Genomic DNA, 26,322 nt, shown 5'->3' with positions numbered 1-26,322 from the left:
TTCCTTAACGCCTGTGGATTACTGAAGATAAATTAACCATATCAACGCTCTAGCTAGGCAGAAATTTCTCCGGACCTAGGCAATTTTTACCGCTATTAACTTCTCTTTAAACCCTCGAACCTACACTCGGCCTCGTTCACGCAGATTTCTCCGACCCGAACCAAGCAATTCGTCGAAAATTTTAGTATATAAAATTTTAGTCGAATTGTGCGGCCGAGTCGGCAAAAGCTGCCTATCAGGAGCGAGTGGCTAACGTGAATTCCCTACTCCAGACGTTGCGCAATCTTGGCCCTGTGCGACTGGCGAGCTTGGCTGCTGTTGGCTTGGCCTTGATCGCATTTTTTGGCTTTATCGGTACCCGCCTCACCACCCCCGGCATGGCCCTGCTCTATGGCGGCCTCGACTCAACGGATTCCGCCGCCATTGCCGCCAAGCTGGAAGAGACCCAGGTCCCCTTCGAAGTGAAGGGCGACGGCTCGCAGATTTATGTGCCCGACGATCAGGTCGGCCGCGTACGCCTGGCCATGGCGGGAGAAGGGCTGCCCAATGGTGGCACGATCGGTTACGAGATATTCGATCGCGCCGACGCCCTCGGCACGACGAATTTCGTTCAGCAGATCAACCAGTTGCGCGCTCTCGAAGGAGAGCTTGGCCGGACCGTCCGAGCGCTGCGCCAGGTGAAAGGCGCCCGCGTCCATCTGGTTATGCCCAAACGCGAGCTGTTCTCGCGCGACAAGGCGGAACCTACCGCCTCGGTTGTCGTGACATTGCAGGGTGGGCTGGAAAAGGAGCAGGTGGCGGCGATTCAGCACCTCGTCGCCTCTTCGGTCCCGGGCATGAAAACGGCCAATGTTTCGGTCATCGACGATAAGGGCCACCTATTGGCCCGCGGCGGTTCCGAAGGCGAACTCACCACGGCCAGCGCCGACGAGATGCGCCGCAGTTTCGAACTGCGCATGACGCAGGCGATCGAAGATCTGCTGTCCCAGACGCTGGGCGCGGGCAAGGTGCGCGCCGAGGTCAACACAGAACTCGATTTCAATCAGGTCACCACCAACACCGAAAGCTTCGATCCGGAAGGCCAGGTGGTGCGTTCGACCCAGACCGTGGATGAAAACGAGCAGAGCCAGGAGCGCTCGGCCAACAACAACGTCTCGGTGGCCAACAATGTGCCAAACCCGCCGGCCGCCGCAGGGGGCACGGGCGATACCGCCAACAGCACCACCCAGCGCACCGAAGAGACCGTCAACTACGAAATCTCCAAGAAGGTGCAGACGGAGATCAAGCATAGCGGCGACGTGAAGCGGTTGTCCGTCGCAGTGCTGGTCGACGGCACCTATACCACAGCAGAAGACGGCACGCGCACCTATGCGCCGCGCCCGCAAACCGAACTCGACCAGATTTCGACCCTGGTGAAATCCGCGGTCGGCTTCGACGCCCAGCGCGGCGACATGGTCGAAATCATCAACATGCAGTTCGCCGAGCCGGAGCCGATCGAGGAAGGCATCAGCGTCTTCGGCCTCGAGAAGAGCGACCTGATGCGCATCGCCGAGCTGGTGGTTCTGTCGCTGGTCGCGGTGCTGGTCCTGCTGCTGGTGGTGCGGCCGCTGCTCAACCGCCTGCTGGCCCTTCCTGGAGCGGCACCTGAGCAATTTGCGATCGCCGGCCCTGGCGGCGCTGCCCTGCCGCCAGGCGCGGCTGCGGCGCTCGCTCTGCCCGGCGCCGGATCGGATCTTGCCGCCCTGACCAGCGGGCAGCCCTCCTCCATGGGCGAAATCACCAATATCGCCAACGAGATCGAGCAGATGATCGACATCAACCAGGTCGAAGGCCGGGTGCGCGCCTCCTCCTTGAAACGCATCGCCGATCTGGTTGACCAGCACCCCGAACAGGCAGTGAATATCATGCGCCAGTGGATGTATCAGGAAGCCTGACATGCGCACGAAGGACGATTACAGGTCACTGACCGGCGCGCAAAAAGCGGCCCTGCTGCTGATGTCAGTGGGCGAGGAGAGCGCTTCGAAGCTCTTTGCCATGATGCACGATGACGAGATTCGGGAAATCTCGCAGACCATGGCCAATCTCGGCACAGTGAGCGCCACCGTGGTCGAGCGCCTGTTCGTCGAATTCGCCGACAGCATTTCCTCGACCGGTTCGCTGACCGGCACCTTCGAATCCACCGAGCGCCTTCTGATGAAGGTGCTCGATAAATCGAAGGTCGACCAGATCATGGAAGAAATCCGTGGTCCGGCCGGCCGTACCATGTGGGATAAGCTCAGCAACGTGAACGAAAGCGTGCTGGCCAACTACCTCAAGAACGAATACCCGCAGACCGTCGCGGTGGTCCTCTCGAAGATCAAGTCCGACCATGCATCGCGCGTCATCGCGCTGTTGCCGGAAGCCTTCGCGATGGAAGTCGTCATGCGCATGCTGCGGATGGAATCGATCCAGAAGGACGTGATCGACGATGTCGAGCGTACGCTGCGCAACGAATTCCTCAGCAACCTCGCCCGCTCGTCGAAGCGCGACGCGCATGAACTGATCGCCGAGATCTTCAACAATCTCGACCGCAACACCGAGCAGCGTTTCATCGCCGCCCTCGAAGAGCGCAACCGCGATTCCGCGGAGAAGGTAAAGTCGCTGATGTTCACCTTCGAGGACCTCTCGAAGCTGGATCCGGGCGGCGTGCAGACCCTGATGCGTGGCGTCGACAAGACCAAGCTGCCGGTGGCCCTCAAGGGCGCCTCCGAAGGGCTCCGGGATCTGTTCCTCTCCAACATGTCCGAGCGCGCCTCGAAGATGCTCAAGGAAGACATGGCGGCGATGGGCCCGGTCCGCCTCAAGGATGTCGAGGAAGCCCAGATGGCCATGGTCAATCTGGCCAAGGAACTTGCGGCCAAGGGCGAACTTATCCTGGCCGACAGCAAGGGCGAAGACGAGCTGATCTACTAAAACCCGATTTGGAGATTTCCGGTTTGAAGACCGTGCGCAAATTCCTCTTTGAGAACGATTTCGACGCCGCCCCAGTGCCGGCGCGGAGTGCCGTGCGCAAGGCGAAGACCGAAACCCCGCCGGCCGAACCGCCGCCGCCGCCACCACCACCGCCCGAACCGACCTTCAGCGAGGCCGAACTCGCCGCCGCGGTCGCAGAAGCGAAAGCCAAGGCGCTCAAGGAAGGCCAGGCGAAAGGCAAGGCAGACGCGCAGGCGCAAATCGAGGCGCAGATCGCCTCGGCACTCGGCAATATCGGCAAGGAAGTCGCCGCCATGGTGGCGAATACGGCACGGGACCGCGCCGCCATTCTAGGCGAAGCAGCGGGCCTTGCTCTGGCAATGACCCGCAAGATGCTGCCGGAACTCACCCGCCGTGGGGGCCTCGCCGAAATCGAGGCCACGATCGCGCGCTGCCTGGTCGATCAGCGGCGCGAGAAGCGCCTGAACATCCGTGTACCGGCCGAGCTGCTGCCGGCCCTCATGGGCAAGATCGAGGCGATGGCCGTCGAAAAACATTTCGAGGGTCGCGCCAACCTGATCGGCGATGCCGGCCTGGATGGCGCCAGCTGTCAGATCGAATGGGCCGATGGCGGGCTGGAGCGACAGGCCGATGCAATCTGGCGAGATGTTTCGGCGGCCCTCGACCGCTGCCTCGCGACGCAGGGCATCGAGCCGGTGGCACTGGTGGATGAAGCGACAACGCAGCCGGCGCCAGGGGCGGACGGCGACACTGTCGACAGCGATGAAGCTGCCGGCTGATCAAGGAGCGAGAGATGGGTGACGAAGAGAACCTGCAGCTGCAGGAATTTGAAGAGCAAGGCGCCGCTGCGGACGCTGGAGGCGAAGCCAGCAGGGTCCCGACCAACGCCAAGGAACTCGACGCGGTCTATGACGTGCCGGTACAGGTTTCCGCCGTGCTCGGCCGCGCCACGATGCAGGTGAGCCAGCTGCTGAAGCTGGGCCGCGGCGCCGTGGTTGAATTGGACCGCAAGGTCGGCGAGGCGGTGGATATCTATGTCAACAACCGCCTGGTCGCGCGCGGCGAAGTGGTCGTGGTCGAAGACCGCCTTGGCGTGACGATGACTGAAATCATCAAGTCCGACCGCGGCTGATCGCGTCCTCCGGCTCAGGGAAAAACGGTATGTCCGACACCGCCAACGACCCGATCCAGACTTTCACGGCCAAGAGCGACCTGCCCTTGCGCATCGAGCCGGTGCGCCAGGGGCTCGACATGGCGACGGTGCTGGGCCTTATCGGCGCGATCGCGCTCATCCTCGCGGCGATCTTCCTTGGCGGCAATTGGCTGGCCTTCGTCGATGTGCCCTCTATCTTGATCGTGGTCTGCGGCACTTTCGCCATTACTTCCGTCTCCTTCTCCTTCACCGAGATCATGCAGGCGCAACCGTTGATGCTGCGGACGATGTTCAGCTCCGGCCATACACCCAACGAGGCGGCAGCCAAGGTGCTGCAGCTTGCCGAACGGGCTCGGCGCCGCGGCCTGCTCGCCATGCAGAACGAACTCTACAGCCTGCGCAACGAGCCGTTCCTGCTGCGCGGCATGACCATGCTGGTGGACGGCATGCCGATCGAGGAAGTCGAGCGCAATCTCACCTTCGAGACGCACGCCATGGCCCAGCGTCATCAGCGTTCGACCGGCATTCTGCGCCGTGCTGCCGAAATTTCGCCGGCCATGGGCCTCATCGGCACGCTGATCGGCCTCGTGCAGATGCTGGGCTCGCTCGACCAGCCCGAAGGCATCGGGCCCGCCATGGCGGTCGCCCTGCTCACCACTTTCTATGGCGCCGTTCTCGCCAACGTCATCTTCCTGCCTATCGCCAGCAAGCTCGAGCGCAATTCGGCCATCGAACTGCTGATCAACCAGATCTTCATCCTGGGCGCCCTGTCGATCGGCCGCCAGGAAAATCCGCGGCGGTTGGAACTGGTGCTCAACACCATCCTGCCGGCCAACCAACGCGTCAAATATTTCGATTGAACGGAGACTAACCGATGCGACTTCTCATCGTCGGATCCCTCGATGGCCACATTGCCGCCGCCGGCAAGATCGCGCTCGGTCGCGGTGCAAAGGTGGCTCATGTCGACGATGTCGACCAGGCCATGAACGCCCTTAGAAACGGCCAGGGCGCCGAACTCATCATGTTCGATGTCAGTCTCGACATCGGCCGCATGATCGACAGCCTGAAACGCGAGCGCATCAGCATTCCGGTCGTGGCCTGCGGCATCGGCACCTCGGCCGAGATCGCCGTGCGCGCCATCAAGGCGGGCGCCAAGGAATACATCCCCCTGCCGCCGGATGCCGAGCTGATCGCCGCCGTGCTCGCCGCCGTCACCGAGGAGAGCTCGGCCTTCATCTTCAGCGATCCCGTGATGAAGGCAACACTGAAGCTCGCCGACCAGGTGGCGCCATCCGATGCCAGCATCCTGGTGACGGGCGAAAGCGGCACGGGCAAGGAAGTCATGGCGCGCTACATCCACAGCCATTCCAAGCGCGCGGCCAGGCCCTTCGTCTCGGTGAACTGCGCGGCCATCCCCGAAAACCTGTTGGAATCCGAACTCTTCGGCCACGAGAAAGGCGCATTCACTGGCGCCATTGCCCGGCGCATCGGCAAGTTCGAGGAAGCGACGGGCGGCACCTTGCTGCTCGACGAAATCAGCGAAATGCATCCGCGCCTGCAGGCAAAGCTTCTGCGCGCCATCCAGGAACGCGTCATCGACCGTGTCGGCGGCTCGCAGCCGGTGAAGGTCGATATCCGCCTCATCGCCACCTCCAACCGCGACATGCAGGAGGAAGTTCGCAAGGGAACCTTCCGCGAGGATCTCTATTTCCGCCTCAACGTCATGTCGCTGGAACTGCCGCCCTTGCGCGAGCGCCCCGGCGACATTGCCCTGCTGGCCGAACACTTTGCGCATAAGTACGCTGCGGCCAACGGCATTCGCATCGACTCCATTTCGCCCGAAGTGATGGATATGCTGCGCGGCCATGAATGGCGTGGCAACGTGCGCGAACTCGAAAACACGATGCACCGCGCTGTGCTGTTGGCACAGGGACCGGTCATCGAGAACGAAGCCATCCTGCTGACTGGCGGCCGCGGCCTGCCCGTGGTCGGCGCCGGCATGGTAGCAGCCAGTTCACCCACCGACAGTGCCGTGGCCAAGGCGGCTGCTGTGGCCGCCGCCGGCACGACTGCCCTGGTCGGCCGGACAGTCGCGGCAGTGGAGCGCGATCTCATCATCGACACGCTCAGCCATTGCCTCGGCAATCGCACCCATGCCGCCAACATTCTCGGCATTTCGATCCGGACGCTGCGCAATAAACTGAAGCAGTACAACGAAGAAGGTTTCGCCGTTCCCGCTGCCCATGGCGAGAGCGAAGCGGCCAGCGCCTGAAATATCTGAAACTGACAGCCCGTTATTGATCGAACAGTCTGGGACGAGGGGGTAGCGGTCGATGACCGACACGGCGACGGGGACCGGGACGGGAACGAACAATGCTGGTGGCGGCACTGCCGCCTTCAGCCAGGCCTTCAATTTCGTCAAACGCGGCGAGATCGCGCTGGCGCTCGGCCTGGTGGCTGTGCTGTCGGTGCTTATCTTCCCCATGCCGGCCTGGCTGCTCGATATCTCGCTGGCCTTCTCCATCACCGTCTCGATCCTCATCCTGATGACGGTCCTGTTCATCGAGAAGCCGCTGGACTTCTCCAGCTTCCCTACCATGCTGCTGTTGGTCACGATGCTGCGCCTGGCCCTCAACCTTGCCTCGACGCGCCTCATCCTCACCCATGGCCATGAAGGAACCGACGCCGCCGGTCATGTGATCCAAGCCTTTGGCGGCTTCATCATGGGCGGCAACTATGTCATCGGCATCATTGTCTTCGCCATTCTCGTGCTGGTGAATTTCGTCGTCATCACCAAAGGCTCCGGCCGTATCGCCGAAGTCTCGGCACGTTTCAGCCTGGACGCCATGCCCGGCAAGCAGATGGCGGTCGATGCCGACCTATCTGCCGGCCTGATCGACGAGAAGGAAGCCAAACAGCGCCGCAAGACGCTTGAGGACGAAAGCAATTTCTTCGGCTCCATGGACGGCGCCGCCAAGTTCGTGCGCGGCGATGCCATTGCCGGTCTCATCATCGTCTTCATCAACGTCATCGGCGGTATCATCATCGGCGTCGCCCAAGCCGGCCTGTCGATGAGCGAGTCCGCGGCGACCTATACGCTGCTCAGCGTCGGCGACGGTCTCGTTTCGCAGATTCCGGCTCTGATCGTTTCGACCGGCGCGGGCATGCTTGTCACGAAGGCCGGCGTCTCCGGTTCGACCGACAAGGCCCTCTTCAAACAGCTCTCGGGCTATCCGGCGGCCCTCGGCCTTGCCGCCTTCCTGATGTCCCTGCTCTCCATCATGCCAGGTATCCCGACCGTCCCGTTCCTGAGCCTGGCCGCCCTCACCGGTCTCATGGCCTATCTGGTCATGCGTCACCAGAAAAAGGCTGTCGCTATCGCCGCACAGCAGCAGGTGGTCGAACAGACCCACGTGCCGGTGGCCGAAGAGCCGATCTCGACGGCCCTGCAGCTCGATGCCATCCGCCTTGAGCTGGGTTACGGCCTGCTCGGCCTCATCAATACCGAGCGCGGCCACCGCCTCACCGACCAGGTGAAAGCGCTACGACGGCAGCTTGCCGGAGAAATGGGCTTCATCCTGCCGGCCGTCCGCATCCAGGACAATCTCCAGATCCAGGCCAACTCCTACGTCATCCGCATTAAGGAAATCGAAGCCGGCCGGGGCGACCTCCGTCCCAACATGATCCTGGTCATGGATCCGCGTGGTGACAAGATCAACATGACCGGCGAAGATACGACCGAGCCCACCTTCGGCTTGCCGGCCATGTGGGTCGATCCGGGCGCGCGCGAGGAAGCTCTCTTCCGCGGCTACACCGTGGTCGACCCGGCAACCGTCATCACCACGCATCTTACCGAACTGGTAAAGGACAATATGTCGGAACTGTTGTCTCATGCCGAGACGCAGAAGCTGCTCGACGAATTGCCCAAGGAGCATCAGAAGCTTGTGGCGGATCTGATCCCCGGCCAGATTTCGGTGGGCGGTGTGCAGCGGGTCCTGCAAGCGCTCCTCACCGAGCGCATCTCGATCCGCGATCTTGCCAACATCCTGGAAGGCGTCGCCGAGGCGACCGGCTATTCGCGCAATGTGAATGCCATCGTCGAACATGTCCGCGCCCGCCTCGCCCGTCAGATTTCCGATGCCAGCAGCGACGCGTCCGGTGTCATTCCATTGGTGACGCTGTCGCCAGAGTGGGAACAGGCTTTCGCCAACGCCGTCCGCGGCGACGGCGAGGACCGTCAGCTGGTGATGGCGCCCAGCGACCTGCAGCAATTCATCCAGAGCGTCCGCCAGACTTTCGAGCGCTTTGCCATCATGGGCGACAGTCCGGTGCTCCTTACCAGCCCCGGCATCCGCCCCTTCGTCCGCTCCATCGTCGAACGCTTTCGCCCGGCTACCACGGTGATGTCGCAGAACGAGATTCACCCGAAGGCCAAGATCCGTACTCTCGGACAGATCTGACGATGATTGCTATCGCAGCATTTCGTACGCCGTCATCCTCCGCCTTCGGGGAAAATGACGGCGTAGGCTGGGCCGCCTGATGCGCCTGCGCACCTTCAACGCCCCCAGCATGAAAGAAGCCATGGCCCTGGTGAAGGCCGAGCTTGGCCCGGATGCGGTCATTCTCAATACCGAGCAAGTGGGCCAGGCCTTCAAGATCACCGCGGCGCTCGACCGCGACGCCATCCTCGCGCAGCCGCCGCTCCCGGCACAGGATCCGCTCGAAGCGATCGCCCAGGCGCTGGACTTTCATCGCGTCAATCCCGCCCTCGCCGAGCGCCTGACCCAGCAGGCGGCGCAAGTCCTGCTCGAAAACCCGCACCAGGCACTCGCCGCCGCTTTGCGCCTGCGTTTCCCCGTTCAGCCGTTGACGGAAAAGCAGCCGACGCGGCCGATCATGCTGGTGGGCCTGCCCGGTGCCGGCAAGACGGCGACGCTTGCCAAGCTGATGGCCCGGGCCAAACTGCGCAAATGGCCCGGCATTGCCATCACCTGCGACGTGGTGAAGGCCGGCGCCATCGAACAATTGGGCACCTATACCAAAGCCCTGCAGATTCCCGCCTATCGCGCCGGCGACCCGGCGACACTGCAGCGCGCCGTGGCGCATGCGCCGGCCGGATCTTTCGTCATCATCGACACGGTCGGCTGCAACCCGCTCGATACCGGCGACCTTGCCTCTCTCAGCCGTCTCGCTGAGGCGGTTAAGGCCGAAATGGTGCTGGTCATGGCGGCCGGCGGCTGTCCGGTCGAATCCGGTGAACTCGGCCAGCTTTTCGCCGAGGCCGGGGCCAGCCGCCTTATTCCGACCCGGATTGACGCGGCGCGGCGCTACGGTGGTATCCTGGCAGCGGCGGAAGCCGGGCGGCTCAGCTTTGCCGAATTCGGCATTTCGCCCGAAATCGCCACCGGGATCGATATCGTCGGTGCCGACCGGATTGCGCAATGGCTGCTGGAAACCGCGCCGTCGCGCGCTCAGGCGGCGGATATGCTCCGGCTAGTGAGTGGAACCAGATCATGAATGAACAGGCCCAATCGGGGCTCGCCGCCAAGTCCGACACCGCCACCATTCCTGGCGCGATCGCCGTCGCCTCCGGCAAGGGCGGCGTCGGCAAGACGTGGCTGGCGATTACCCTGGCGCAAGCCTTGGCGCGAAATGGCGAGCGCGTGGTGCTGTTCGACGGCGATCTGGGCCTTGCCAATGTAGACATCCAGCTAGGCCTGACGCCGGCGATCGATCTCGGCACGGCGCTGGAGCGGCAATTGCCGCTCAGCCGCGCCGCCACGGCCAGCAGCGCCGGCTTCGACGTGATTGCCGGCCGTTCCGGTTCGGGCGGGCTTGCCAACATGCCGCTGCACCGCCTTGCGATTCTGACGACGGGCCTGCGCGAGGTCGCTACGCTGTATGACCGCGTCATCATCGATCTCGGCGCCGGCATCGACCGGCCGGTACGTCTGATGGCGGCCCTGTGCGCCATCGCTTTGGTCGTCGCCAATGACGAGCCGACCACGCTGACCGATGCCTATGCGCTCATCAAGATGCTGACTGCCGACCAGGCTCCCTGCCGTGTCGGCATCGTCGTCAATTCGGCCCAGGACGCGGCGCAGGGCCGACAGACCTATGCGACCCTGGCAAAAGCCTGCAACAACTTCCTGAAACTCGATCCGCCCTTGCTCGGCATCGTCCGCCGCGACCCCAAGGTCAAGGATGCGATCCGCGCGCAGGCACCGCTGCTTACGCGTCACCCCGGCAGCATCGCCGCGCAGGATGTCGAGGCGCTGGCCGGCCAGATACCGCTCATCGATCTCACATGAGCGACATTCTCAACCCGCTGGGTGGCCGCTTCGTCGGACCTTCGGGGCCGGTGGCGACGACCTCGGTGTTGGGAACCGTCTCCGATCCGCCACGGGGCCTGCGCCAGGTCGATCCAGGCACCATCATCAAAGGTATCGTGCTCGGGCGTGAGAGCGACGGCCTCACTTCCATTGCAACCGACAAAGGCACCGTTCGTGTCGCCGCCAACATTCCCCTGCCGCCGGGTGCGCAAGTGACGCTCGAGGTGCGGCCCGCCGGCGATCGCCTGCAGGTTCTCATCCTTGCCAACGAGCCTGCGGGAAGGCAGGCTCCGGTGCCGGCCACCGGTCCGGCACCGAGCAGCGCCGCTCCTGCCGGCACAGCGTCGACGCCGCCTTCCACTTCCACTTCCGGCTCGGCCCCGGCTGCCGGCGCCGAGCCCCGCCCGGCTCCTTCTGGCACCCCCCCGGCCCCGGCGCCGGCCAAACCGGATACGCCGAGCATCGAGTTTGTCGGTTCCACCTTGCGCGCCGTCGTCGTCCATGCGCCGCCGTCGGCAGGCACACCTGCACCACAGCCGTCCGCCGCGCCGCCTCCCACCGCGCCAATCCCATCTCCGGCATCGGCATCGCCGGCGGGGCAACCGATCCCGCTTGGCGTGGCGCCCACCATCCTGTCGTCAGGCGCCTTGCCGACGGTGGCGGCCACAACGCAGGCAGCGCTCATCGCCGCCACCTTCGAGAAGAAGGAAAAAGGCGGCAATACGGCGGCGACTCCCGCACCGCTGCCGGCAGCAGCCGGCCAGGCGGCCCCGCGCGAGGCAGCCCCGCGCGAGGCACTGGCGCCTTATCCGGCTGAGACAGTGGAGGAGCATGTCACGGGTTCGCCCGTCGCAACCCTGGCGCTTGCGGAAAGCGCCCTCTCGGATCAGACACGGCAACGCATCCTCGCCCTCTTCGCCGCGGCCGGCGCCAAGCCCGGCCTGCTGCCCGAGGAAACGGTTCCGGCCGACAGCCCCGCCACGCCCAAGGCGGCTCAGCCGCTGCCGCTGGGTGCCGAGCTGAAGCTGCGCGTCCTCGCCGTGCAGATGCAGGCCAGCCAGCAGATCGCCATCGATCCCATCGCCTTCGACCCACAGGACCAACAGGGCCGGATTGTCTTCGGCCGTGTCGTCAGCGTGACGCCGGCAGGCCATGCCGTGGTCCATACGCCGATCGGCGACATCATGCTGCAGAACCGCTCGAGCCTCATGCCGGGTGCGCAGCTGGCATTGGCCATCGACACGCTGGAAACACCCCCGCCCGCGATTGCGCCCGCACCGGTCGTGCAGACCCCTCAGCAAGCCCTGCTCTCGCTTTCGCAGGGCTGGCCAACCTTGGCCGATCTCGTGGCGCTGCTGCAGGGCTCGGCCGGCAGCAGCGCGCGCGGCACGGTCGATCCCGAGACCGCCCGCCAAGCGCTGGCCTTGCTGCCGCATGTCGGCAGCAGGCTCGGCGCCGGGCTGATGAATGCCATGACGGCCCTGCGCGCCGGCGATCTTGGCAAGCTGCTGGGCCCCTTGCTTGCCGCCAAGGGAGCCAGCGCCGAGCGCGAGGAGATCGTGCGGCGCCTGCGCGGTGAGTTCAGCCAACTCTCGGCCCTCGCCCAGGAGCGGCCAGATGTGGATTGGCGCGCCCTCTTCCTGCCCGTCATCGACGATCGGGGCCGCGTTACCCAGGTGAACCTCTTCTACCGCCGCTTCAAGAAGAACGGCGCCGACCCGGCGACACGCGGCAGCGGCACGCGTTTTGTCGTCGAGGCGGATTTCTCGCGCCTCGGTCCATTCCAGCTCGACGGGCTGATGCGCCCGCAGCGCTTCGACCTGATGGTGCGGAGCCGCACGCGCCTCACCGACCGCATGCGCCGCGAGATCGAGGCGATCTACGAGGAAGCGCGCGGCCTCACCGGCTTTGCCGGCTCGATCGCGTTCCAGACGGTGGATGAATTTCCCGTGATCCCGCTCGACGAGCTGAAGAAAGGCACCCCCACCTACACCGTATGAAGGGGCCTATCCGGTCTAGCTGTCACGCTTCGCCTTGCGCCGATGCTGCTCCAACCCCATCTCGTCGGTGGCGATCTGTTCCCGTCGCGCCGCTGCCTGGCGCTTGCGTTCCAGACGGTTCTGGATGGTCTGCTCGGTCTTCTTGATGTCACCGAATGCCTCGGCGATTTCCTCGCGCACACGCTCAAGCTCCAACGTCACATCCGCCACCGATTGCTCGAGCCGTTCGCGGCGCTTGGCCATCATGTCGCGATAGGGCGGCAGGTGGCGGCTGGCTTCGAGGTCCGTACGCGCCACTTCGATCTCGCGCGCCACGTCGGCGTCGAGTTTGGCGATGTCGCCCTGCAGCCGTTCAATGAGCGCCACAAGATCGGCGGCCTGGCGCCGCTTCTCGTCGAGCGTCCATTTCTGCAGCCGCAGGAGTTGGTTGAGGCCATTCATTTCGTCGTGGCCCCGCTATCGGCAGGCCCGGGTGCATCCTTGGGCGTGTCGTCGACCAGACCCAGGATATTGGCAAGGTCGGCATAGCCGCTGGCCAATGTCGCCTGTTCCTCGCGTCGCTGCCCCAGAAAGCGCTCGATTTCCGGGTAGAGTTGGACCGCCTGGTCGACGGCGGGGTCCGTCCCGCGTTTGTAGGCGCCGAGGCGGATGAGTTCGGCCATGTCCTCATAGACCGCCATATGCCGGCGCGCCTCACGCACGATCCTGTTTTCGAACTCGTTGTTGCAGCCCGGCATGGTGCGCGACAGCGAGCGGAGGATGTTGACTGCCGGATAGCGGCCGCGCTCGGCGATCGAGCGTTCCAGCACGATATGACCGTCGAGGATGCCGCGGCAGGCATCGGCGATCGGCTCATTATGATCGTCGCCCTCGACTAGCACGGTGAAGAGCCCGGTGATGGAACCAGACCCCGCGACACCCGGACCGGCACGTTCGAGAAGGCGCGGCAGTTCGGCGAAGACCGACGGCGTGTAGCCTTTAGAGGCCGGCGGCTCGCCGATGGAAAGGCCGATCTCGCGCATCGCCATGGCAAAGCGCGTGACCGAATCCATCAGGCACAGCACGTCATCGCCCTGGTCGCGGAAATACTCGGCGAGCGCCATGGTCATCTGCGCCGCCTGCCGCCGCAGCAGGGGTGATTCATCCGACGTCGCCACCACGACGACGCTGCGCGCCAGCCCCTCCTCGCCCAATTCGTCCTCTATGAACTCCTGCACCTCGCGGCCGCGTTCGCCAATGAGGCCGATGACATTGATGTCGAGCGAGGTGTAGCGCGCCATCATCGACATCAGCACCGACTTGCCGATGCCCGAGGCCGCGAAGATGCCCAGGCGCTGCCCCTTGCACACGCTGGTAAAGGTATTGATGGCCTTGATGCCGAGATCGATCTTGGCGCCCACCCGCATGCGCGCATGGGCCGGCGGCGGCTGGTTGCGGATGCGGCAGGGCTCCGGCCCTTGCGGCAGCGGCCCCTTGCCGTCGATCGGTTCGCCGAAGGCGTTGACGACACGTCCCAGCCACGCACGCGTCGGACGCACCACGGGTTCGCCATCGACAAGCACGACCTTGCTGCCGAGGCCGACACCGTCCAGCGAACCATAGGTCATGGCCAACGCCAGCCCTTCGCGGAACCCCACGATCTCGCATGGCACCCGCCGCTCGTTGCGGTCGACCAGCGCACAGCGCGCGCCGATCGAGAGCGCGCTTTCCATGCCGCTGATTTCGACAAGCATGCCGACCACGGCGGCGACGCGACCATAGATGCGCGTCTCCGGAAGGCGGTCGAGCTCGCGGTAGAAGGCGTCGAATTCCTGCAGTTTGGCGCTCACCGCGTCGGGTATCCTTCTCAATGTCTCCGGCTCTCAGGCTGCGCTCTACACTTGCGGCCTAGGCACCCTAGCCTAGCTCAGCGCTCTTAAATAAGTGGTTAAGGCAGTCTTTATGTCCGTCTCCTCGGCCTGAGACCCGTTAACATCTTGGTTGCATTGAATTATAGGTGCTTATTCCTGACGGAGAAATCTTCATCTTCCGTCATCAAAGTTAACGCCAAGTGCTTTACATAAGTCGCTATTAATGGTTAAGATTCACAAATCAATCGGCTGCGGTCGAGAACCGAACGAGGTCCTTGCCATGCGCGTGCTAGTCGTCGAAGACGATTCCAACACCGCCCAAAGCATCGAGCTGATGCTTAAAGCCGAGGGCTATATTGTCGACACGACCAATCTCGGCGAAGACGGGTTGGAAATCGGCAAGCTCTACGATTACGACATCATCATCCTGGATCTGATGCTGCCGGATATCGACGGCTACGAGGTGCTGCGCCGCTTGCGTGCGGCACGGATCAATACCCCGATCCTCATTCTCTCGGGCCTCTCTGAGCTCGACAGCAAAATCAAGGGTCTGGGCTTCGGCGCGGACGATTATCTGACCAAGCCCTTCGACCGTCGCGAACTCATCGCCCGCCTGCAGGCGATCGTCCGCCGCTCAAAGGGCCATTCGGACTCCATCATCAAGACGGGCCGCCTCACCGTTAACCTCGACACCCGCACCGTCGAGGTCGAAAGCCAGCCGCTGCACCTCACCGGCAAGGAATACGGCATCCTCGAACTCCTCTCGCTGCGCAAGGGCACGACGCTGACCAAGGAGATGTTCCTCAATCATCTCTATGGCGGCATGGACGAGCCAGAGCTGAAGATCATCGACGTCTTCGTCTGCAAACTCCGTAAGAAGCTCAGCACGGCGACCGGCGGCGAGAACTATATCGAAACCGTCTGGGGCCGCGGCTATGTCCTGCGCGACCCCGAAGACAGCGCCCTGCCGGCGAAGACGGCCGAGAGCGCCTGAGCTTTCGCCGACATAGTGTTTCAGCGGAATGCCCGGGCCAGTCCCGGGCATTTTCCTTGAAAGCGATGCCCCCTCGCCCCAACCTTCCCCCACGTTGGGGAAGGGAGTGTCGGACACAGGCCTTGCTTTGCCAGCACAAGCAGAACGTCATGGCCAGGCAAAGACCCGGCCAGCCAATTAAATGCGAGAGAGATTTACGCCCGCGGTGCCGCCGGAGCGGCGCCCGGGGAGCCAAAGGCGGTCGGCGCCTTGATGCCGCCAGTGAGGCCGTAGATGCCGCGCTGGCCCGGCAGCAGCTGGAACTTGTCGGAGATGCCGAGCACGGTTTCAGCGCCGCCCAGGAACAGATAGCCGTCCTCCGGCATCTGCTTGGCAATGCCGGCCAGCACCTTGGCCTTGGTCGGCTGGTCGAAATAGATGAGCACGTTGCGGCAATAGACGATGTCGAACTTGCCCAAAGGCGCCGGGTCGTTGAGCAGGTTCCATTCGCGGTACTGCACCTTCGAGCGGATCGCGTCGGAGAGCTTCCAGCGGTCGCCGGTCTGCTGGAAATACTTCACCAGCAAAGTGATCGGCAGGCCGCGCTGCACTTCGAATTGCGAGTAGAGGCCTTCCTTGGCGCGGTTGAGGATTTCCTGCGACAGGTCGGTACCGACGATGTCGACCTTCCAGCCGTTGAGCTGCGCGCCCATTTCCGAAAGGATCATCGCCAGCGAATAGGCTTCCTGCCCGGATGAACAGGCGGCCGACCAGATGCGAATGGTCTTCTGCGCCGCGCGCGCTTTCATTATCGCCGGCAGGCAGATCTGCTTGAACTGGTCGAACGGCTTCGTATCGCGGAAGAAGAAGGATTCATTCGTCGTCATCGCTTCGACGACATCGCGAATGACGGCTTCGTCATTCTTCGTGCGGATCAGCCGCACCAGATCGTCGAAGGTCGCAAGCTTCCACTTGCGCGCCACCGGCAGCAGGCGGCTTTCCAGCAGATAGGCTTTGTCATTGGTCAGCAGCAGGCCCGACCGGGTCTTCAGGATCTGGCAAATGAAGTCGAAGTCGGTAATCGTCATCGACGGTTCTCTCATGCCACGCTGCGGGAGATTGCCTTTTTGACGAACGGACCGATCTCCGCCAACGGCAGCACCGCTGAGCAGAGGCCGGCACTCGCCACGGCGCCGGGCATGCCCCAGACCACGGAACTAGATTCGTCTTGAGCGATCACCGTTCCCCCAGCATTGGTCAGTTCCTGTGCCCCCTTTAGTCCATCCTGCCCCATTCCCGTCAGCATGACAAACAAAGTCTTGTTACCATAAGCCTTTGCGATGGATCGCAGCATCGGATCGACAGCGGGCCGACAGAAATTCTCCGGCGGATTTTTATTGAGACGCACCACGCGCTGTGCGGCGGTTCCTTCGACCACCATATGGAAATCGCCGGGCGCCACATAGATGCGGCCCGGCACGACGGCCTCGCCATCCTTTGCTTCGGCCGACGGAATGCCCGCGGCTTGGCCCAGATGCTCCGCCAGAATCGTGGTGAAGGTTGCCGGCATATGCTGGGTCACGAAGACCGGCAGATGCGTGATCTTGCCGATCGCCTGAAACACCTTGAATAACGCCTGCGGGCCACCGGTCGAAGAGCCGATGGCGAGGCAATCGGGACGCAGCAAAGGTGGCATGTCGCGCAGTTTGATCGGCTGCGCACCGTAGAGCCGCCTGGGCGCGGGTGCTGCAGCCCCCGGCTCGCCGGTGGGGGATGGGGCGGCGATGCCGCGCTTGCGGCGGCCGGCCTGCGCCCATGATTTGACCTTTTCGACCAGATCAACCTTGAAATCGGTCGCGGCGGAGATGGCTCCCGTCGTCGTCGGCTTAGGCACATAGTCGGAGGCGCCCAGCGACATCGCCTTCATCGACACCGATGCGCCTTTCAGCGTCAGCGTCGATGCCATGATCACGGCGACGCCGGGCTTGGTCTGCAGCAGACGCGGCAATGCCGTGATACCGTCCATCACTGGCATTTCGATGTCGAGCACGACAACTTCGATATCCGTATCGGGACGCCCAAGCGCGTCGATTGCCAGCTGGCCGTTACCGACGGTGGTCACCACCTTGATAGTCGGGTCGGATTCCAGCGCGCGTGTCAGCAAACCGCGGATGACGGCGGAATCATCCACCACCATGACGCGGTACGGTCCGGCTTTACCCCCGGCGCCCGCTGCTGCCGCTTTGAATGGTGTCATTACGCCAACCTGTCCCAGTCTATTTTCGATGCGTCCGCACGCGAGGCACGCTGCATTGCGGCGACATGCATTCCGTTACAGCAACCCGACCTGGGAGAACTTCGATTCGATGATCTCGCTGTCGAAAGGCTTCATGATGTATTCGTTGGCGCCGGCGGTGATCGCCTCCTGGATATGCTGAATATCGTTTTCGGTGGTGCAGAAGACGACGATGGGAGTCTGCCCGCCTTCCATCTTGCGCAGCAGGCGCAGGAACTCGATCCCACTCATGACGGGCATGTTCCAGTCGAGCAGGATCGCGTCAGGCATTTCCTTGACGCATTCATCCATCGCCAGTTTGCCGTTTTCGGCTTCAACGATCTGAAAGTTAAGGCCCTCAAGGATCTTTCGGGCCACCATGCGGACGACTTTAGAATCGTCTACGACCAGGCAAGACTTCATTCAGAAACTCCGTTCGCCGAACGCATGCAACGAGACCTGTGCGAAACTGCCGGCCTAGCGACCGCGCCCCTTACGGCGGCACGCTGTCACTATACTGCCAGTTCTTTACCAATAGTCAGCAAACGCTTGGTCCGTCAATTACTCTACCGGGGCATTTAGTCGAAATTCATCTGTCCGGGGTAACCCGGTATCGACAGTATACCTGATTCCCGACTTACCTCATCCTTCTAGGCGACGTCCGAGCGCGTCCCGAAATCGAGCAGCGAGCCGACATTCAGCACCACCAGGAGCGAACCGTTCAACCGATAAATGCCGTCGGAGAATTCGCGCAGGCGCGGACTGAGCGTCGGCGGGTTGCGCTGATAGTCGCGCGAATTGAGGCTCAGCACCTCACCCACGCTGTCGACCAGCAGGCTGTAAAGCTCTCCATCATATTCCACCACGACCGACATCGCCGCCTTGCCGCCTTCGCGGGTCGGCAGGCCCAGACGCGGCCGGACATCGATCGCGGTCACAATGCGGCCGCGCAGGTTAAGGCTGCCGGCGACCTCCGGCGGCGCCAACGGCACGCGCGCGATGTTCTGGGGCCCCAGCACATCCTGGACCGTCAGGACCGGAATCCCGAACATCTGGTCGCCAATCGACATGGTCACGTAATCGCGCTGCTCGCCGCTGTTGGCGGACACGGTCGAACCGAATTCGGCGGCAGCGCCGTTTGCTGAACCGCTCATGCGGCACCTCGCACTTCAGAAAGGGCTTCGTTGAGTATATGAACCAGGCCTTCGCGGTCGTATTTGGCGACATAATCGTCAAAGCCGACCGACCGGCCCTTGGCCAATTCCTTCGGGCTGGCGTGGGACGACAGCGCGATGATCGGCGTGCTCTGCCAACGGCCGCTCTTCTTGACTGCTTCGCAGAATGCGAACCCGTCCATGCCCGGCATCTCGATATCGGAAATGATAAGATCGAATTCCTCGCCCGCTTCGGCCATTTCCAGCGCCTTGTCGCCGCTGTCAACCGCGGTGACCGAGAAACCGGCCGCGGAAAGCTGCGGTGCCAGGAGGTTGCGGAAGAAGGCGCTGTCGTCGACCATCAGCACGCGGCGCGACTTGGCCCCGACCGTGTCGTCGCGACGCGAACCGAACCAGTCTGCAAAGGCCTGCGACAGGAAGAAGCCGGTATCGATGATATCGGTCGCCTGGCCGGCGATGATGGCCGAACCGATCCGGCCCGGCGTTTCGGCCGCCAGGTCGACATTGAGCTTCGCCTCGACGATGTCGACGATCTCGTCGACCATCAGGCCCATCGAATGTTCGCGGTCGGAGAAGACCAGGACCGGCTGGCGGCCTTCCTTGCCGGTGATATCCGGATAGCCCTCCAGCGGTACCAGCGGCATCAACTGGCCGCGATACTGCACGACCAGGCGGTCGTTCGAATGCTCGATGGCGTTGCACTCGATCTCCTCAAGGCGTGCCACCAGCGCCAGCGGCACCGCCTTGGGTGCACCCTGGCCGGCGCGGAACAGCAGCAACGGCACCGCTTCGTCGCCATGAGCGCGGCTCCTGAGAGCCTGCTTCTCGGCGGCATCGGCATCGCCCATGCTGATCTGGCCCGAAGCGGCGGCGATGCCGTTGGGGTCGAGGATCATGATGACCGAACCGTCACCCAGGATGGTATTGCCCGAGAACACTTCGATATGGCGCAGGATCGGCGCCACCGGCTTCACGACGATTTCTTCCGTGTCGAAGACGCGGTCGACCATGATGCCGAACTGATAGGTGCCCACCTGCGTCACGACGATGAAGGTATCGTCGCTGCTGCGGTCGGACTTGGCTTCGAGCTTCAGCTTCTCGCGCAAGCTGACCAGCGGCAGCAGCTTGTTCCGGAGGCGCAGGACGGGGGTGTCGTTGATGCGCTCGACCTTCAGTTCGCCGGTCGGGCTGGCGCGCACCAGCTCGACGACACTGATTTGCGGAATGGCGAAACGCTCTTCGGCGCATTCGACCACCAGAGCGGAAACGATCGCCAGCGTCAGCGGGATCTTGATCGAGAAGGTGGTGCCCTTCCCTTCGACCGAACGCAGTTCGATCGTCCCGCCGATCTTCTCGATATTGGTGCGCACCACGTCCATGCCGACACCGCGGCCGGACACGCTGGTCACCTTGGCGGCGGTTGAGAAGCCGGCCTTGAAGATATATTGCTGGATCTGCTGATCCGACATGTTCTCCAGTTCGGCCTCGGTGGCGAGGTTGTTCTGGAGGATCTTCGCCTTGATCTTGTCGAGCGGCAGGCCCTTACCGTCATCGACCACTTCGATGATGATATGACCGCCTTCGTGATAGGCGTTTAGAGTGATCTTGCCGGTTTCCGCCTTGCCGGCGCGGCGGCGTTCTTCCGGCGTTTCGATCGCATGGTCGGCCGAGTTGCGCACCATGTGGGTGAGCGGGTCCTTGATCATCTCAAGAACCTGGCGGTCGAGTTCGGTCTCCTGACCGATCATCACCAGGTCGATCTTCTTTTTGAGTTCGTGGCTGAGGTCGCGGATGATGCGCGGTAGCTTGGCCCAGGCATTGCCGATCGGCTGCATGCGCGTCTTCATGACGCCTTCCTGCAGTTCCGACGTGACGTGATTGAGACGCTGCAAGGGGGCGGCGAACTCGCTGTCCTTGTGCTTCCTGAGGATCTGCAGAACCTGGTTGCGGGTCAGCACCAGTTCGCTGACCATGGTCATCAGATTCTCGAGCAGTTCCACGTTGACGCGGATGCTCTGGTTGGCGATGGCCGATTCCTTGGCCTCGCCGTCGCCGGCGGCTTCCTTCTTGACGGGCGCCGCCTTCGCCGGTTTGGGCTCGACTGGGACGGGAGCCGCTTCGACGATGGCCGGCGCGCTGCCGGTCGCCTCTTCACGGCCGGCATAGACCATGCCCATGATCATCGCCGCGATCTGCTGCGGCACCTCCAGTGTGTTGAGGCCGGCCTGCAGATGGCCGCACAGGGCATCGAACTGGACGTCGGACATGGCGCGGCCGGCGATCGGGTGCGGCGCGCTCGTATCGGGACCGCCGCACATCTTGGCCAGATGGTCGCGCATATAGCCTTGGACATGGTCGATGCTGTCGCCCTCAAAAACGGCTTTGAGGCGCAAATCGCCCATGATGCGGTTGAACATCACCTCGACCACGGCATCGATGGTGCCCATGCCGCCGATCTGTTCGTAGATCGAAGCGCCGGATTTGACTTCCGCGGCTGCCGGGGTGGGCGCCGCGGCGGGAACGGGCGCAGCGGCGGCGGCAGGGGCCGCGGCAGGCGCTGCAGCCTTGCCACCGTCGGCAAAGGCGTTGAGGCTCTTGATCAGTTCCGAATCGTCGCCGGCCGGCTCGGTGCCGCTCGCTTCCAGATCGCCCATGATCGAGCGGATGCGGTCCAGGCAGGCAAGGATGAGGGTCACCGCCTCGGCGGTTACTTCCAGCTCGCCGTCACGCACTTTGCCGAGAACGTTCTCGCCGGCATGAGCAACCGATTCGAGTCGCGGCAGGCCGAGGAAGCCGCAGGTGCCCTTCACTGTATGTACCAGGCGGAAAATGTTCGACAGCAAGTCGATATCGTTTGGATTTTGTTCGAGCTTCACGAGCTCGACATCGAGTACGGCGAGATTCTCGTTCGTTTCGGTCAGAAACTCGCTCAACAGATCGTCCATGGCGCCTGCCCCACTCCGTTTGCCGATTTGGCCAGCGATGATCCGGCCGGATGGCCGTTTTCGCGCTCTAATCCTTGGCGAAAAGGATTAATTTTGCGTGAAGCCCCTACGCAGGGCGCAACTTCTTCGGAAATTTGGCGAATTCCTCCGGAATTGGCCTCCCGGCGACATTCAGCGGAGGTGAAATTCCAGCTTTCCGGCACCGCCCTGGATGATCTCGATCTTCATTCTCAATCGTGTCGCCAGAAGGCCGGTCAGGTAGGCCAGCACATTGCGCGCATCGAGGGCCGCCACATTGCCGTCGCCGCCCAGCAGCAGCTTGTAATCGTCGGCAAAGACGATCTGCGCCCCTTCGGCGATGATTGCAAAGCGCGCGGTGGCGCCGTCGCCCTCCACCTTGAGCGCCAGGTCGCCGCCCCGCGCCAGGGTTTCCGACATCAGGATGATGCCGATCAGCAGCAGCTTGGACCAGCCGGCGGGCAGGTCGCTGGGCGACATCGCCGGTACGCCGCTCAGGGTCACCTTGCTGCCTTCCAGGAAATCGCGCGCCAGCTTGATGGCCTCGCCGAAGCCGAAACTGGCCTGGTTGCCGGCATTGCCCAGCGCGCAGCGATAGGCCTGCAGCAGGATGCTGGCGCGCCTGGCCGAGCGTGCGGCCAGCGCCCTTGCCTCGGCCACCAGTTCCGGATCCTGCTCATCTTCCAGCAATTCCAAGCCGTTATTGACCGCGCCGATCGGGCTGATCAGGTCATGGCAGAAACGCGAGCAGGTCAGTTCCAGGACGGCGAGGTCGATTTTCATGAAGTCTCCCGGGAGCGTGAATCTCTTTAATGCTTATGCGCCCACTCTCGCGCCTGCCGGCCCGCTATGCAACCCGCGTCAATCATCCGGCTTTGCCTGGCGCAGCCGTTTTACGTTGCCGCGCTTGGCCTTGCTGTCCATGCGCTTTTCCTTGGAAGCCTTGGTCGGTTTGGTCTTCCGCCGCGCCTTGGGCACCACCGTGGCGGCGCGAATCAGCTCGACCAGTTTCTCCAGCGCGTCCGCCCGGTTCATCTCCTGGCTGCGGTGGCTTTGCGCGGTAATGACGATCTCGCCGCCCAGGGTCAGGCGCCGCCCGGCCAGCTTCATCAGCCGCTCGCGCACCCCCTCCGGCAGGGAGGGCGAGTTCCTGGCGTCGAAGCGGAGTTCGACCGCGCTGGAGACCTTGTTGACATTCTGCCCACCCGGGCCCGAGGCGCGGATGAAGCTTTCCTTGATCTCGCGCTCGTCGAGCCGGATGCGGCCGGTGATTTCAATCATGCCGCCGAAGCTAGCAAAAAGCGGTCCGCTAATCGATTGGCTGGCGCCCTTTTCGCCCCTATTCAGGCAATTTCACGCCGCGCTGGCGGCAGGCGGCGACGAGGGTCGAGTGGAGCAGCATGGCGATGGTCATCGGCCCCACCCCACCCGGCACCGGCGTGATGGCGGAGGCACGCGGCAGGCAGGACTGAAAATCGCAATCGCCCACCAGCTTGCCCTTGCCGTCCTTCTCGATGCGGTTGATGCCGACATCGATCACAACCGCGCCGTCCTTCAGCCAGTCCCCCTTGACCATCTCGGGCCGGCCCACCGCCGCCACCACGATATCGGCCCGGCGCACCTCGCCCGGCAGATCCCTGGTCTTGGAATGGGCGATGGTGACGGTGCAGCTTTCACCCAGCAGCAATTGCGCCATCGGCTTGCCGACGATGTTGGAGCGGCCGATCACGACGGCATGCTTCCCTGTCAGATCGCCCAACCGGTCCTTCAACAGCAACAGGCAGCCGTAAGGCGTGCAAGGCACCAGGCCCTGGCCGCCGGTTGCCAGACGTCCGGCGTTCACGACATGGAAGCCGTCGACATCCTTGTCGGGATCGATCGCGTTGATGACGGCCTGCGCGTCGATCTGCTTGGGCAGCGGCAATTGCACCAGGATGCCGTTGACGGACGAATCCTTGTTCAGCCGGTCGATGAGCTTGAGCAGCGTTTCCTGCGAGGTCGAAGCGTCGAGCTTATGCTCGAAGCTCGCCATGCCCGAGGCCTTGGTCTGCTCTCCCTTGTTGCGCACATAGACCTTGCTCGCGGGATCCTCGCCCACCAGCACGACGGCGAGGCCCGGCACGAAACCGTGCTGCGCCTTCAGCGTCGCCACCTGGGCTGCGATCTTGGTGCGGATCTTTTCGGCGAAGGCCTTGCCGTCGATGATCTTCTGTTCGCTCATGATCCTTCACGCCTCGTCTTTGAGAATGGGGGCCAGCCAGCTTTCCAGCGCCGCGACCAGATCCGCCTGCCGGCCCCGAATGTCCACCAGCTTGCGCCGGTCTTTTGCCCCGGCGGCGACCGAAATCGCCGCTTTTGCGACAGGCAGATGCCTGGCCAGCAAGGCAATCACGGCGGCATTGGCCTTGCCGTCCTCGGGCGCCGCGTTGATGCCGAGCTTCAGCGCCATCCCGCCTTCAGGAAGATCGACGAAGCCCTGTGGCCCCTCGCGGCGCGACTTGGGTGTGACACGCAAGCGCAGGCGAATGCCATCGGCCGTCGTTTCGTAGCAGGCGGGAATCACGTCGGGGGGCGGCGGCTCAATAGATCACATATTCCCACATCAGGTTGCGCGCGAATTGCAGCAGCAGGATGAGAACGATCGGCGAGAGATCGAGCCCGCCCACCGCCGGCAGGTAGCGCCGGATCGGCCGCAACGCCGGTTCCGTGATGCGGTAGGTCACCTCGCCCAGCATACGCACGAATTGCTGGCGGGGATTGAGGATGTTGAAATGGATGAGCCAGCCCAGCGCGATATTGATGATGAGGACCCAGGTGAAGATCCAGATGACCGTGTCGATGAGAATACCGAGAGATTGCATGGGAAATGATCCGTCGCCGCTGGTGATGCCGGCCTTCGGTGGCAGGCCCTGGGCCGGCCGGGTGCGCCGGCCGGGTGTGAGGGGCAAGCTAAGCCAGCCCACTCCGCCGATCAAGCCGGCCGCGCCGATTCCAGGATTTTGGCTCTGAATCAAACCTTTACGCCCTCCTTGACACAGAACCCGCCGCCCACCATATTCCGCCCGCTCCGGCCCCAAAGGCCGGATGTCCCAGCGGGTGGGCCCGTAGCTCAGTTGGGAGAGCGCCTCGTTCGCAATGAGGAGGTCGTCAGTTCGATTCTGATCGGGTCCACCAAAACTCCTGAAAACAATGCCTTGATGCTTGAAAGCCTGTGGTGGGACACGCAGGTGAGACACAAGCATGCGCATTCCGGCCCATTTGGTGCTGTCCAGACATCGAATTTTCTATCTGCGCTGGCCCATTCCGAAGGGGCTTCATCCGCTCCAAAAGCGCTCCCATCTCAAACTGTCACTTCAAACCCGCGATCCTCAGCAGGCATTGAAGGCGGCACGGGCGCTTTGTTACTTAGGCAATCTGTTGCTAGAGCAAGGAAGCCTCGCCAGCATGACCTATGCGGAAATTCGCGCTGTCCTGACTAAGCACTTCTCGGATTTGCTCCGTCAGAGAAAGGCGGCGATTGCATCAGACGGGCCGCTTCAAGCTCTGGACGTACAGGCCCTGGAAAGCGGTGCTGCTGCCGCTCAGCAAGCTCTAACGGACGACAGCCCAATTGACATGGTGGGAAGCGACCATGCCCTGCTTGAGCGTTTTACCGCCCTCCATGGCCTTCCAATTACTCCGACCTCACCATGGTATCCACAGCTACGGAAAGACCTAGCCGCTGCATATAACGGCTTCTGCCGGGCAGTACAGTCCCCTAACCCCGCCGACCCGCTGTGCGCTCGCCCTTCGATGCCCCAAGCGCTTCCGTCATCTCCGCTTCAAGCACCTCCTGCAATACCGCCTGAACCAGCGGTCGCAGGAAGTCGCCGTCGCCACGCAAAAGCTCTTTTACATCAATCCCATCAGGCCTAACTTCATGCTTGGTCATGGTGTGCATCCTCGCCAAAGGACTCGGTGACGTGAACATCACCCGCATACTATGACCGCTCAGCACTCTGCCGATTTTGCAGAACATTCCAGACACTACCGCTGCAACAGTGGATCCCCGGGTCCCCGCCGACGCATGTCGGCATGCGCCGACAGGCCCGGGGATGACGACTTATAAAATGCCACATGCGATAGCCCTGCCCCTTGAGGGGGAGGAGAAAACAGAGGAGGCGGTCCGGGGGCGATTTGCCGGGTCCGTTTCGGAGGAACAAGGCGCTCCCTAATGTCATTGGTTCCTGAAATGTCATTGGTCTTGGAACCAACGACATTTGGGTCAACGATATTTGGGAGAGAGCTATGCGGATCCGATATGGGCTTTCCATTGCGGCGTTGATGGCGCTGGTGGGTTCTGCGGCGCTGGCGCAGAATCAAAACAATGCGCCTACCGATCCGACGGCGCCCGGCGGCGGCACCTGCACGGGCTTTCCCGGCGATCCAGCCAACTGCCCGCGCCAGGACGAACGGCCCAACCAGACCATCCCGGAAGATCCGGGTACGGATATGGACACCAATTCGGGTGACGACTCGACTGCGCCGAACCAGACCGCGCCGGATGAGAACAACCAGCAGCAATTGCCCAACGGTGCCAGCCCCGACAGCGGCGTACCCAATCCGACGCCGTGACGCCCCCCTCACCC

At 63.1% G+C, this 26,322-nt stretch carries 24 protein-coding genes, 1 tRNA gene and 2 pseudogenes; 14 read left to right on the top strand and 13 right to left on the bottom strand.

The window, feature by feature from the left end:
- The first annotated feature begins 245 nt into the window (after window positions 1–245).
- The 10 genes from fliF to ACE3TY_RS08565 all read left to right on the top strand — a co-directional run bounded on the left by fliF (window position 246) and on the right by ACE3TY_RS08565 (window position 12,458).
- A complete protein-coding gene (gene fliF / locus ACE3TY_RS08610; RefSeq protein ID WP_374652611.1) occupies window positions 246–1,934 on the top strand; it encodes a flagellar basal-body MS-ring/collar protein FliF in 1,689 nt (562 codons plus the stop codon).
- A gap of 1 nt (window position 1,935) precedes the next feature.
- Window positions 1,936–2,952, top strand: a complete 1,017-nt coding sequence (gene fliG, locus ACE3TY_RS08605; RefSeq protein ID WP_374652610.1) for a flagellar motor switch protein FliG — start codon at window positions 1,936–1,938, stop codon at window positions 2,950–2,952.
- Window positions 2,953–2,975: 23 nt separating this feature from the next.
- Entirely contained in the window at window positions 2,976–3,752 is a 777-nt protein-coding gene (locus tag ACE3TY_RS08600; protein ID WP_374652609.1) for a hypothetical protein, read from the top strand.
- A 14-nt stretch (window positions 3,753–3,766) separates the two neighbouring features.
- Complete coding sequence (fliN, locus tag ACE3TY_RS08595; protein ID WP_374652608.1) at window positions 3,767–4,105, top strand: flagellar motor switch protein FliN; 339 nt, start codon at window positions 3,767–3,769, stop codon at window positions 4,103–4,105.
- 29 nt (window positions 4,106–4,134) lie between these two features.
- A complete protein-coding gene (locus ACE3TY_RS08590; protein ID WP_374652607.1) occupies window positions 4,135–4,986 on the top strand; it encodes a motility protein A in 852 nt (283 codons plus the stop codon).
- Window positions 4,987–5,000: 14 nt separating this feature from the next.
- Window positions 5,001–6,398, top strand: a complete 1,398-nt coding sequence (locus ACE3TY_RS08585) for a sigma-54-dependent transcriptional regulator (protein ID WP_374652606.1) — start codon at window positions 5,001–5,003, stop codon at window positions 6,396–6,398.
- A 61-nt stretch (window positions 6,399–6,459) separates the two neighbouring features.
- The gene (flhA, locus tag ACE3TY_RS08580) at window positions 6,460–8,586 is read left to right on the top strand and encodes a flagellar biosynthesis protein FlhA (protein WP_374652605.1); all 2,127 of its coding nucleotides are present in this window, start codon (window positions 6,460–6,462) and stop codon (window positions 8,584–8,586) included.
- Between the two features lie 79 nt (window positions 8,587–8,665).
- Entirely contained in the window at window positions 8,666–9,643 is a 978-nt protein-coding gene (locus ACE3TY_RS08575; RefSeq protein WP_374652604.1) for a GTP-binding protein, read from the top strand.
- Complete coding sequence (locus ACE3TY_RS08570) at window positions 9,640–10,437, top strand: P-loop NTPase (protein WP_374652603.1); 798 nt, start codon at window positions 9,640–9,642, stop codon at window positions 10,435–10,437. Before ACE3TY_RS08575 ends, ACE3TY_RS08570 begins: the two co-directional genes overlap by 4 nt.
- Window positions 10,434–12,458 (top strand): hypothetical protein, encoded by a 2,025-nt coding sequence (locus ACE3TY_RS08565; RefSeq protein WP_374652602.1) that lies wholly within the window; start codon window positions 10,434–10,436, stop codon window positions 12,456–12,458. Before ACE3TY_RS08570 ends, ACE3TY_RS08565 begins: the two co-directional genes overlap by 4 nt.
- A 15-nt stretch (window positions 12,459–12,473) precedes the next feature.
- Here ACE3TY_RS08565 and ACE3TY_RS08560 read toward each other — a convergent pair whose 3' ends face one another.
- Both ACE3TY_RS08560 and fliI read right to left on the bottom strand, forming a co-directional pair.
- On the bottom strand, window positions 12,474–12,899 hold the full coding sequence (locus tag ACE3TY_RS08560; protein ID WP_374652601.1) for a hypothetical protein: 426 nt from the start codon (window positions 12,897–12,899) through the stop codon (window positions 12,474–12,476).
- Window positions 12,896–14,287 carry a flagellar protein export ATPase FliI gene (fliI, locus tag ACE3TY_RS08555; RefSeq protein ID WP_374652600.1) on the bottom strand — a complete coding sequence of 464 codons (1,392 nt, stop codon included), beginning with the start codon at window positions 14,285–14,287 and terminating at the stop codon, window positions 12,896–12,898. Before fliI ends, ACE3TY_RS08560 begins: the two co-directional genes overlap by 4 nt.
- A gap of 301 nt (window positions 14,288–14,588) precedes the next feature.
- On the opposite strand from fliI, the gene ctrA reads away from it, so the two are divergent.
- A complete protein-coding gene (ctrA, locus tag ACE3TY_RS08550; RefSeq protein ID WP_374377240.1) occupies window positions 14,589–15,302 on the top strand; it encodes a response regulator transcription factor CtrA in 714 nt (237 codons plus the stop codon).
- 194 nt (window positions 15,303–15,496) lie between these two features.
- On the opposite strand, the gene ACE3TY_RS08545 is transcribed toward ctrA, so the two are convergent.
- The 10 genes from ACE3TY_RS08545 to ACE3TY_RS08500 form a co-directional block, all read right to left on the bottom strand.
- Window positions 15,497–16,369 (bottom strand): protein-glutamate O-methyltransferase CheR, encoded by an 873-nt coding sequence (locus ACE3TY_RS08545; protein WP_374652599.1) that lies wholly within the window; start codon window positions 16,367–16,369, stop codon window positions 15,497–15,499.
- Between the two features lie 11 nt (window positions 16,370–16,380).
- On the bottom strand, window positions 16,381–17,538 hold the full coding sequence (locus ACE3TY_RS08540) for a chemotaxis response regulator protein-glutamate methylesterase (protein WP_374652598.1): 1,158 nt from the start codon (window positions 17,536–17,538) through the stop codon (window positions 16,381–16,383).
- Between the two features lie 75 nt (window positions 17,539–17,613).
- Window positions 17,614–17,979, bottom strand: coding sequence for a PleD family two-component system response regulator (locus ACE3TY_RS08535; protein ID WP_374652597.1), 366 nt, complete (start codon window positions 17,977–17,979; stop codon window positions 17,614–17,616).
- Window positions 17,980–18,206: 227 nt separating this feature from the next.
- Complete coding sequence (locus tag ACE3TY_RS08530) at window positions 18,207–18,710, bottom strand: chemotaxis protein CheW (RefSeq protein ID WP_374652596.1); 504 nt, start codon at window positions 18,708–18,710, stop codon at window positions 18,207–18,209.
- On the bottom strand, window positions 18,707–21,676 hold the full coding sequence (locus ACE3TY_RS08525) for a chemotaxis protein CheW (RefSeq protein ID WP_374652595.1): 2,970 nt from the start codon (window positions 21,674–21,676) through the stop codon (window positions 18,707–18,709). Before ACE3TY_RS08525 ends, ACE3TY_RS08530 begins: the two co-directional genes overlap by 4 nt.
- A gap of 171 nt (window positions 21,677–21,847) precedes the next feature.
- Window positions 21,848–22,477, bottom strand: a complete 630-nt coding sequence (locus ACE3TY_RS08520; RefSeq protein WP_374652594.1) for a histidine phosphotransferase family protein — start codon at window positions 22,475–22,477, stop codon at window positions 21,848–21,850.
- Between the two features lie 78 nt (window positions 22,478–22,555).
- A complete protein-coding gene (arfB, locus tag ACE3TY_RS08515) occupies window positions 22,556–22,975 on the bottom strand; it encodes an alternative ribosome rescue aminoacyl-tRNA hydrolase ArfB (RefSeq protein ID WP_374652593.1) in 420 nt (139 codons plus the stop codon).
- Between the two features lie 58 nt (window positions 22,976–23,033).
- Window positions 23,034–23,915, bottom strand: a complete 882-nt coding sequence (folD, locus tag ACE3TY_RS08510; protein ID WP_374652592.1) for a bifunctional methylenetetrahydrofolate dehydrogenase/methenyltetrahydrofolate cyclohydrolase FolD — start codon at window positions 23,913–23,915, stop codon at window positions 23,034–23,036.
- Window positions 23,916–23,921: 6 nt separating this feature from the next.
- A complete protein-coding gene (locus tag ACE3TY_RS08505) occupies window positions 23,922–24,257 on the bottom strand; it encodes a DUF167 domain-containing protein (protein ID WP_374652591.1) in 336 nt (111 codons plus the stop codon).
- Between the two features lie 16 nt (window positions 24,258–24,273).
- Window positions 24,274–24,555, bottom strand: a complete 282-nt coding sequence (locus tag ACE3TY_RS08500) for a YggT family protein (protein ID WP_374652590.1) — start codon at window positions 24,553–24,555, stop codon at window positions 24,274–24,276.
- Between the two features lie 237 nt (window positions 24,556–24,792).
- On the opposite strand from ACE3TY_RS08500, the gene ACE3TY_RS08495 reads away from it, so the two are divergent.
- A tRNA-Ala gene (locus ACE3TY_RS08495) sits at window positions 24,793–24,868 on the top strand.
- Window positions 24,869–24,934: 66 nt separating this feature from the next.
- Window positions 24,935–25,081, top strand: a pseudogene (locus tag ACE3TY_RS08490) (DUF6538 domain-containing protein); the annotation flags it as partial.
- A 373-nt stretch (window positions 25,082–25,454) separates the two neighbouring features.
- Here ACE3TY_RS08490 and ACE3TY_RS08485 read toward each other — a convergent pair.
- Window positions 25,455–25,625 (bottom strand): annotated as a pseudogene (locus ACE3TY_RS08485) (transposase); the annotation flags it as partial.
- Window positions 25,626–25,981: 356 nt separating this feature from the next.
- Between ACE3TY_RS08485 and ACE3TY_RS08480 the strand changes: the two are divergent.
- Window positions 25,982–26,308 (top strand): hypothetical protein, encoded by a 327-nt coding sequence (locus ACE3TY_RS08480; RefSeq protein WP_374652589.1) that lies wholly within the window; start codon window positions 25,982–25,984, stop codon window positions 26,306–26,308.
- The last annotated feature ends 14 nt before the right edge of the window (window positions 26,309–26,322 follow it).

It is taken from the genome of Dongia sp. (assembly GCF_041918875.1).
Lineage (GTDB): Bacteria > Pseudomonadota > Alphaproteobacteria > Dongiales > Dongiaceae > Dongia.
The sequence above is the reverse complement of the archived record's forward strand: the minus strand, read 5'-3'. Positions and strand labels throughout refer to the sequence as shown.

What these genes read in the sequence shown, in the direction of transcription:
- fliG (WP_374652610.1), top strand. Translation starts at nt 1,936, where the DNA reads ATGCGCACGAAGGACGATTACAGGTCACTGACCGGCGCGCAAAAAGCG.
- fliN (WP_374652608.1), top strand. Translation starts at nt 3,767, where the DNA reads ATGGGTGACGAAGAGAACCTGCAGCTGCAGGAATTTGAAGAGCAAGGC.
- ACE3TY_RS08590 (WP_374652607.1), top strand. Translation starts at nt 4,135, where the DNA reads ATGTCCGACACCGCCAACGACCCGATCCAGACTTTCACGGCCAAGAGC.
- ACE3TY_RS08585 (WP_374652606.1), top strand. Translation starts at nt 5,001, where the DNA reads ATGCGACTTCTCATCGTCGGATCCCTCGATGGCCACATTGCCGCCGCC.
- flhA (WP_374652605.1), top strand. Translation starts at nt 6,460, where the DNA reads ATGACCGACACGGCGACGGGGACCGGGACGGGAACGAACAATGCTGGT.
- ACE3TY_RS08575 (WP_374652604.1), top strand. Translation starts at nt 8,666, where the DNA reads ATGCGCCTGCGCACCTTCAACGCCCCCAGCATGAAAGAAGCCATGGCC.
- ACE3TY_RS08570 (WP_374652603.1), top strand. Translation starts at nt 9,640, where the DNA reads ATGAATGAACAGGCCCAATCGGGGCTCGCCGCCAAGTCCGACACCGCC.
- ACE3TY_RS08565 (WP_374652602.1), top strand. Translation starts at nt 10,434, where the DNA reads ATGAGCGACATTCTCAACCCGCTGGGTGGCCGCTTCGTCGGACCTTCG.
- ACE3TY_RS08560 (WP_374652601.1), bottom strand. Translation starts at nt 12,899, where the DNA reads ATGAATGGCCTCAACCAACTCCTGCGGCTGCAGAAATGGACGCTCGAC.
- ctrA (WP_374377240.1), top strand. Translation starts at nt 14,589, where the DNA reads ATGCGCGTGCTAGTCGTCGAAGACGATTCCAACACCGCCCAAAGCATC.
- ACE3TY_RS08545 (WP_374652599.1), bottom strand. Translation starts at nt 16,369, where the DNA reads ATGACGATTACCGACTTCGACTTCATTTGCCAGATCCTGAAGACCCGG.
- ACE3TY_RS08540 (WP_374652598.1), bottom strand. Translation starts at nt 17,538, where the DNA reads ATGACACCATTCAAAGCGGCAGCAGCGGGCGCCGGGGGTAAAGCCGGA.
- ACE3TY_RS08535 (WP_374652597.1), bottom strand. Translation starts at nt 17,979, where the DNA reads ATGAAGTCTTGCCTGGTCGTAGACGATTCTAAAGTCGTCCGCATGGTG.
- ACE3TY_RS08530 (WP_374652596.1), bottom strand. Translation starts at nt 18,710, where the DNA reads ATGAGCGGTTCAGCAAACGGCGCTGCCGCCGAATTCGGTTCGACCGTG.
- ACE3TY_RS08525 (WP_374652595.1), bottom strand. Translation starts at nt 21,676, where the DNA reads ATGGACGATCTGTTGAGCGAGTTTCTGACCGAAACGAACGAGAATCTC.
- ACE3TY_RS08520 (WP_374652594.1), bottom strand. Translation starts at nt 22,477, where the DNA reads ATGAAAATCGACCTCGCCGTCCTGGAACTGACCTGCTCGCGTTTCTGC.
- arfB (WP_374652593.1), bottom strand. Translation starts at nt 22,975, where the DNA reads ATGATTGAAATCACCGGCCGCATCCGGCTCGACGAGCGCGAGATCAAG.
- folD (WP_374652592.1), bottom strand. Translation starts at nt 23,915, where the DNA reads ATGAGCGAACAGAAGATCATCGACGGCAAGGCCTTCGCCGAAAAGATC.
- ACE3TY_RS08500 (WP_374652590.1), bottom strand. Translation starts at nt 24,555, where the DNA reads ATGCAATCTCTCGGTATTCTCATCGACACGGTCATCTGGATCTTCACC.
- ACE3TY_RS08480 (WP_374652589.1), top strand. Translation starts at nt 25,982, where the DNA reads ATGCGGATCCGATATGGGCTTTCCATTGCGGCGTTGATGGCGCTGGTG.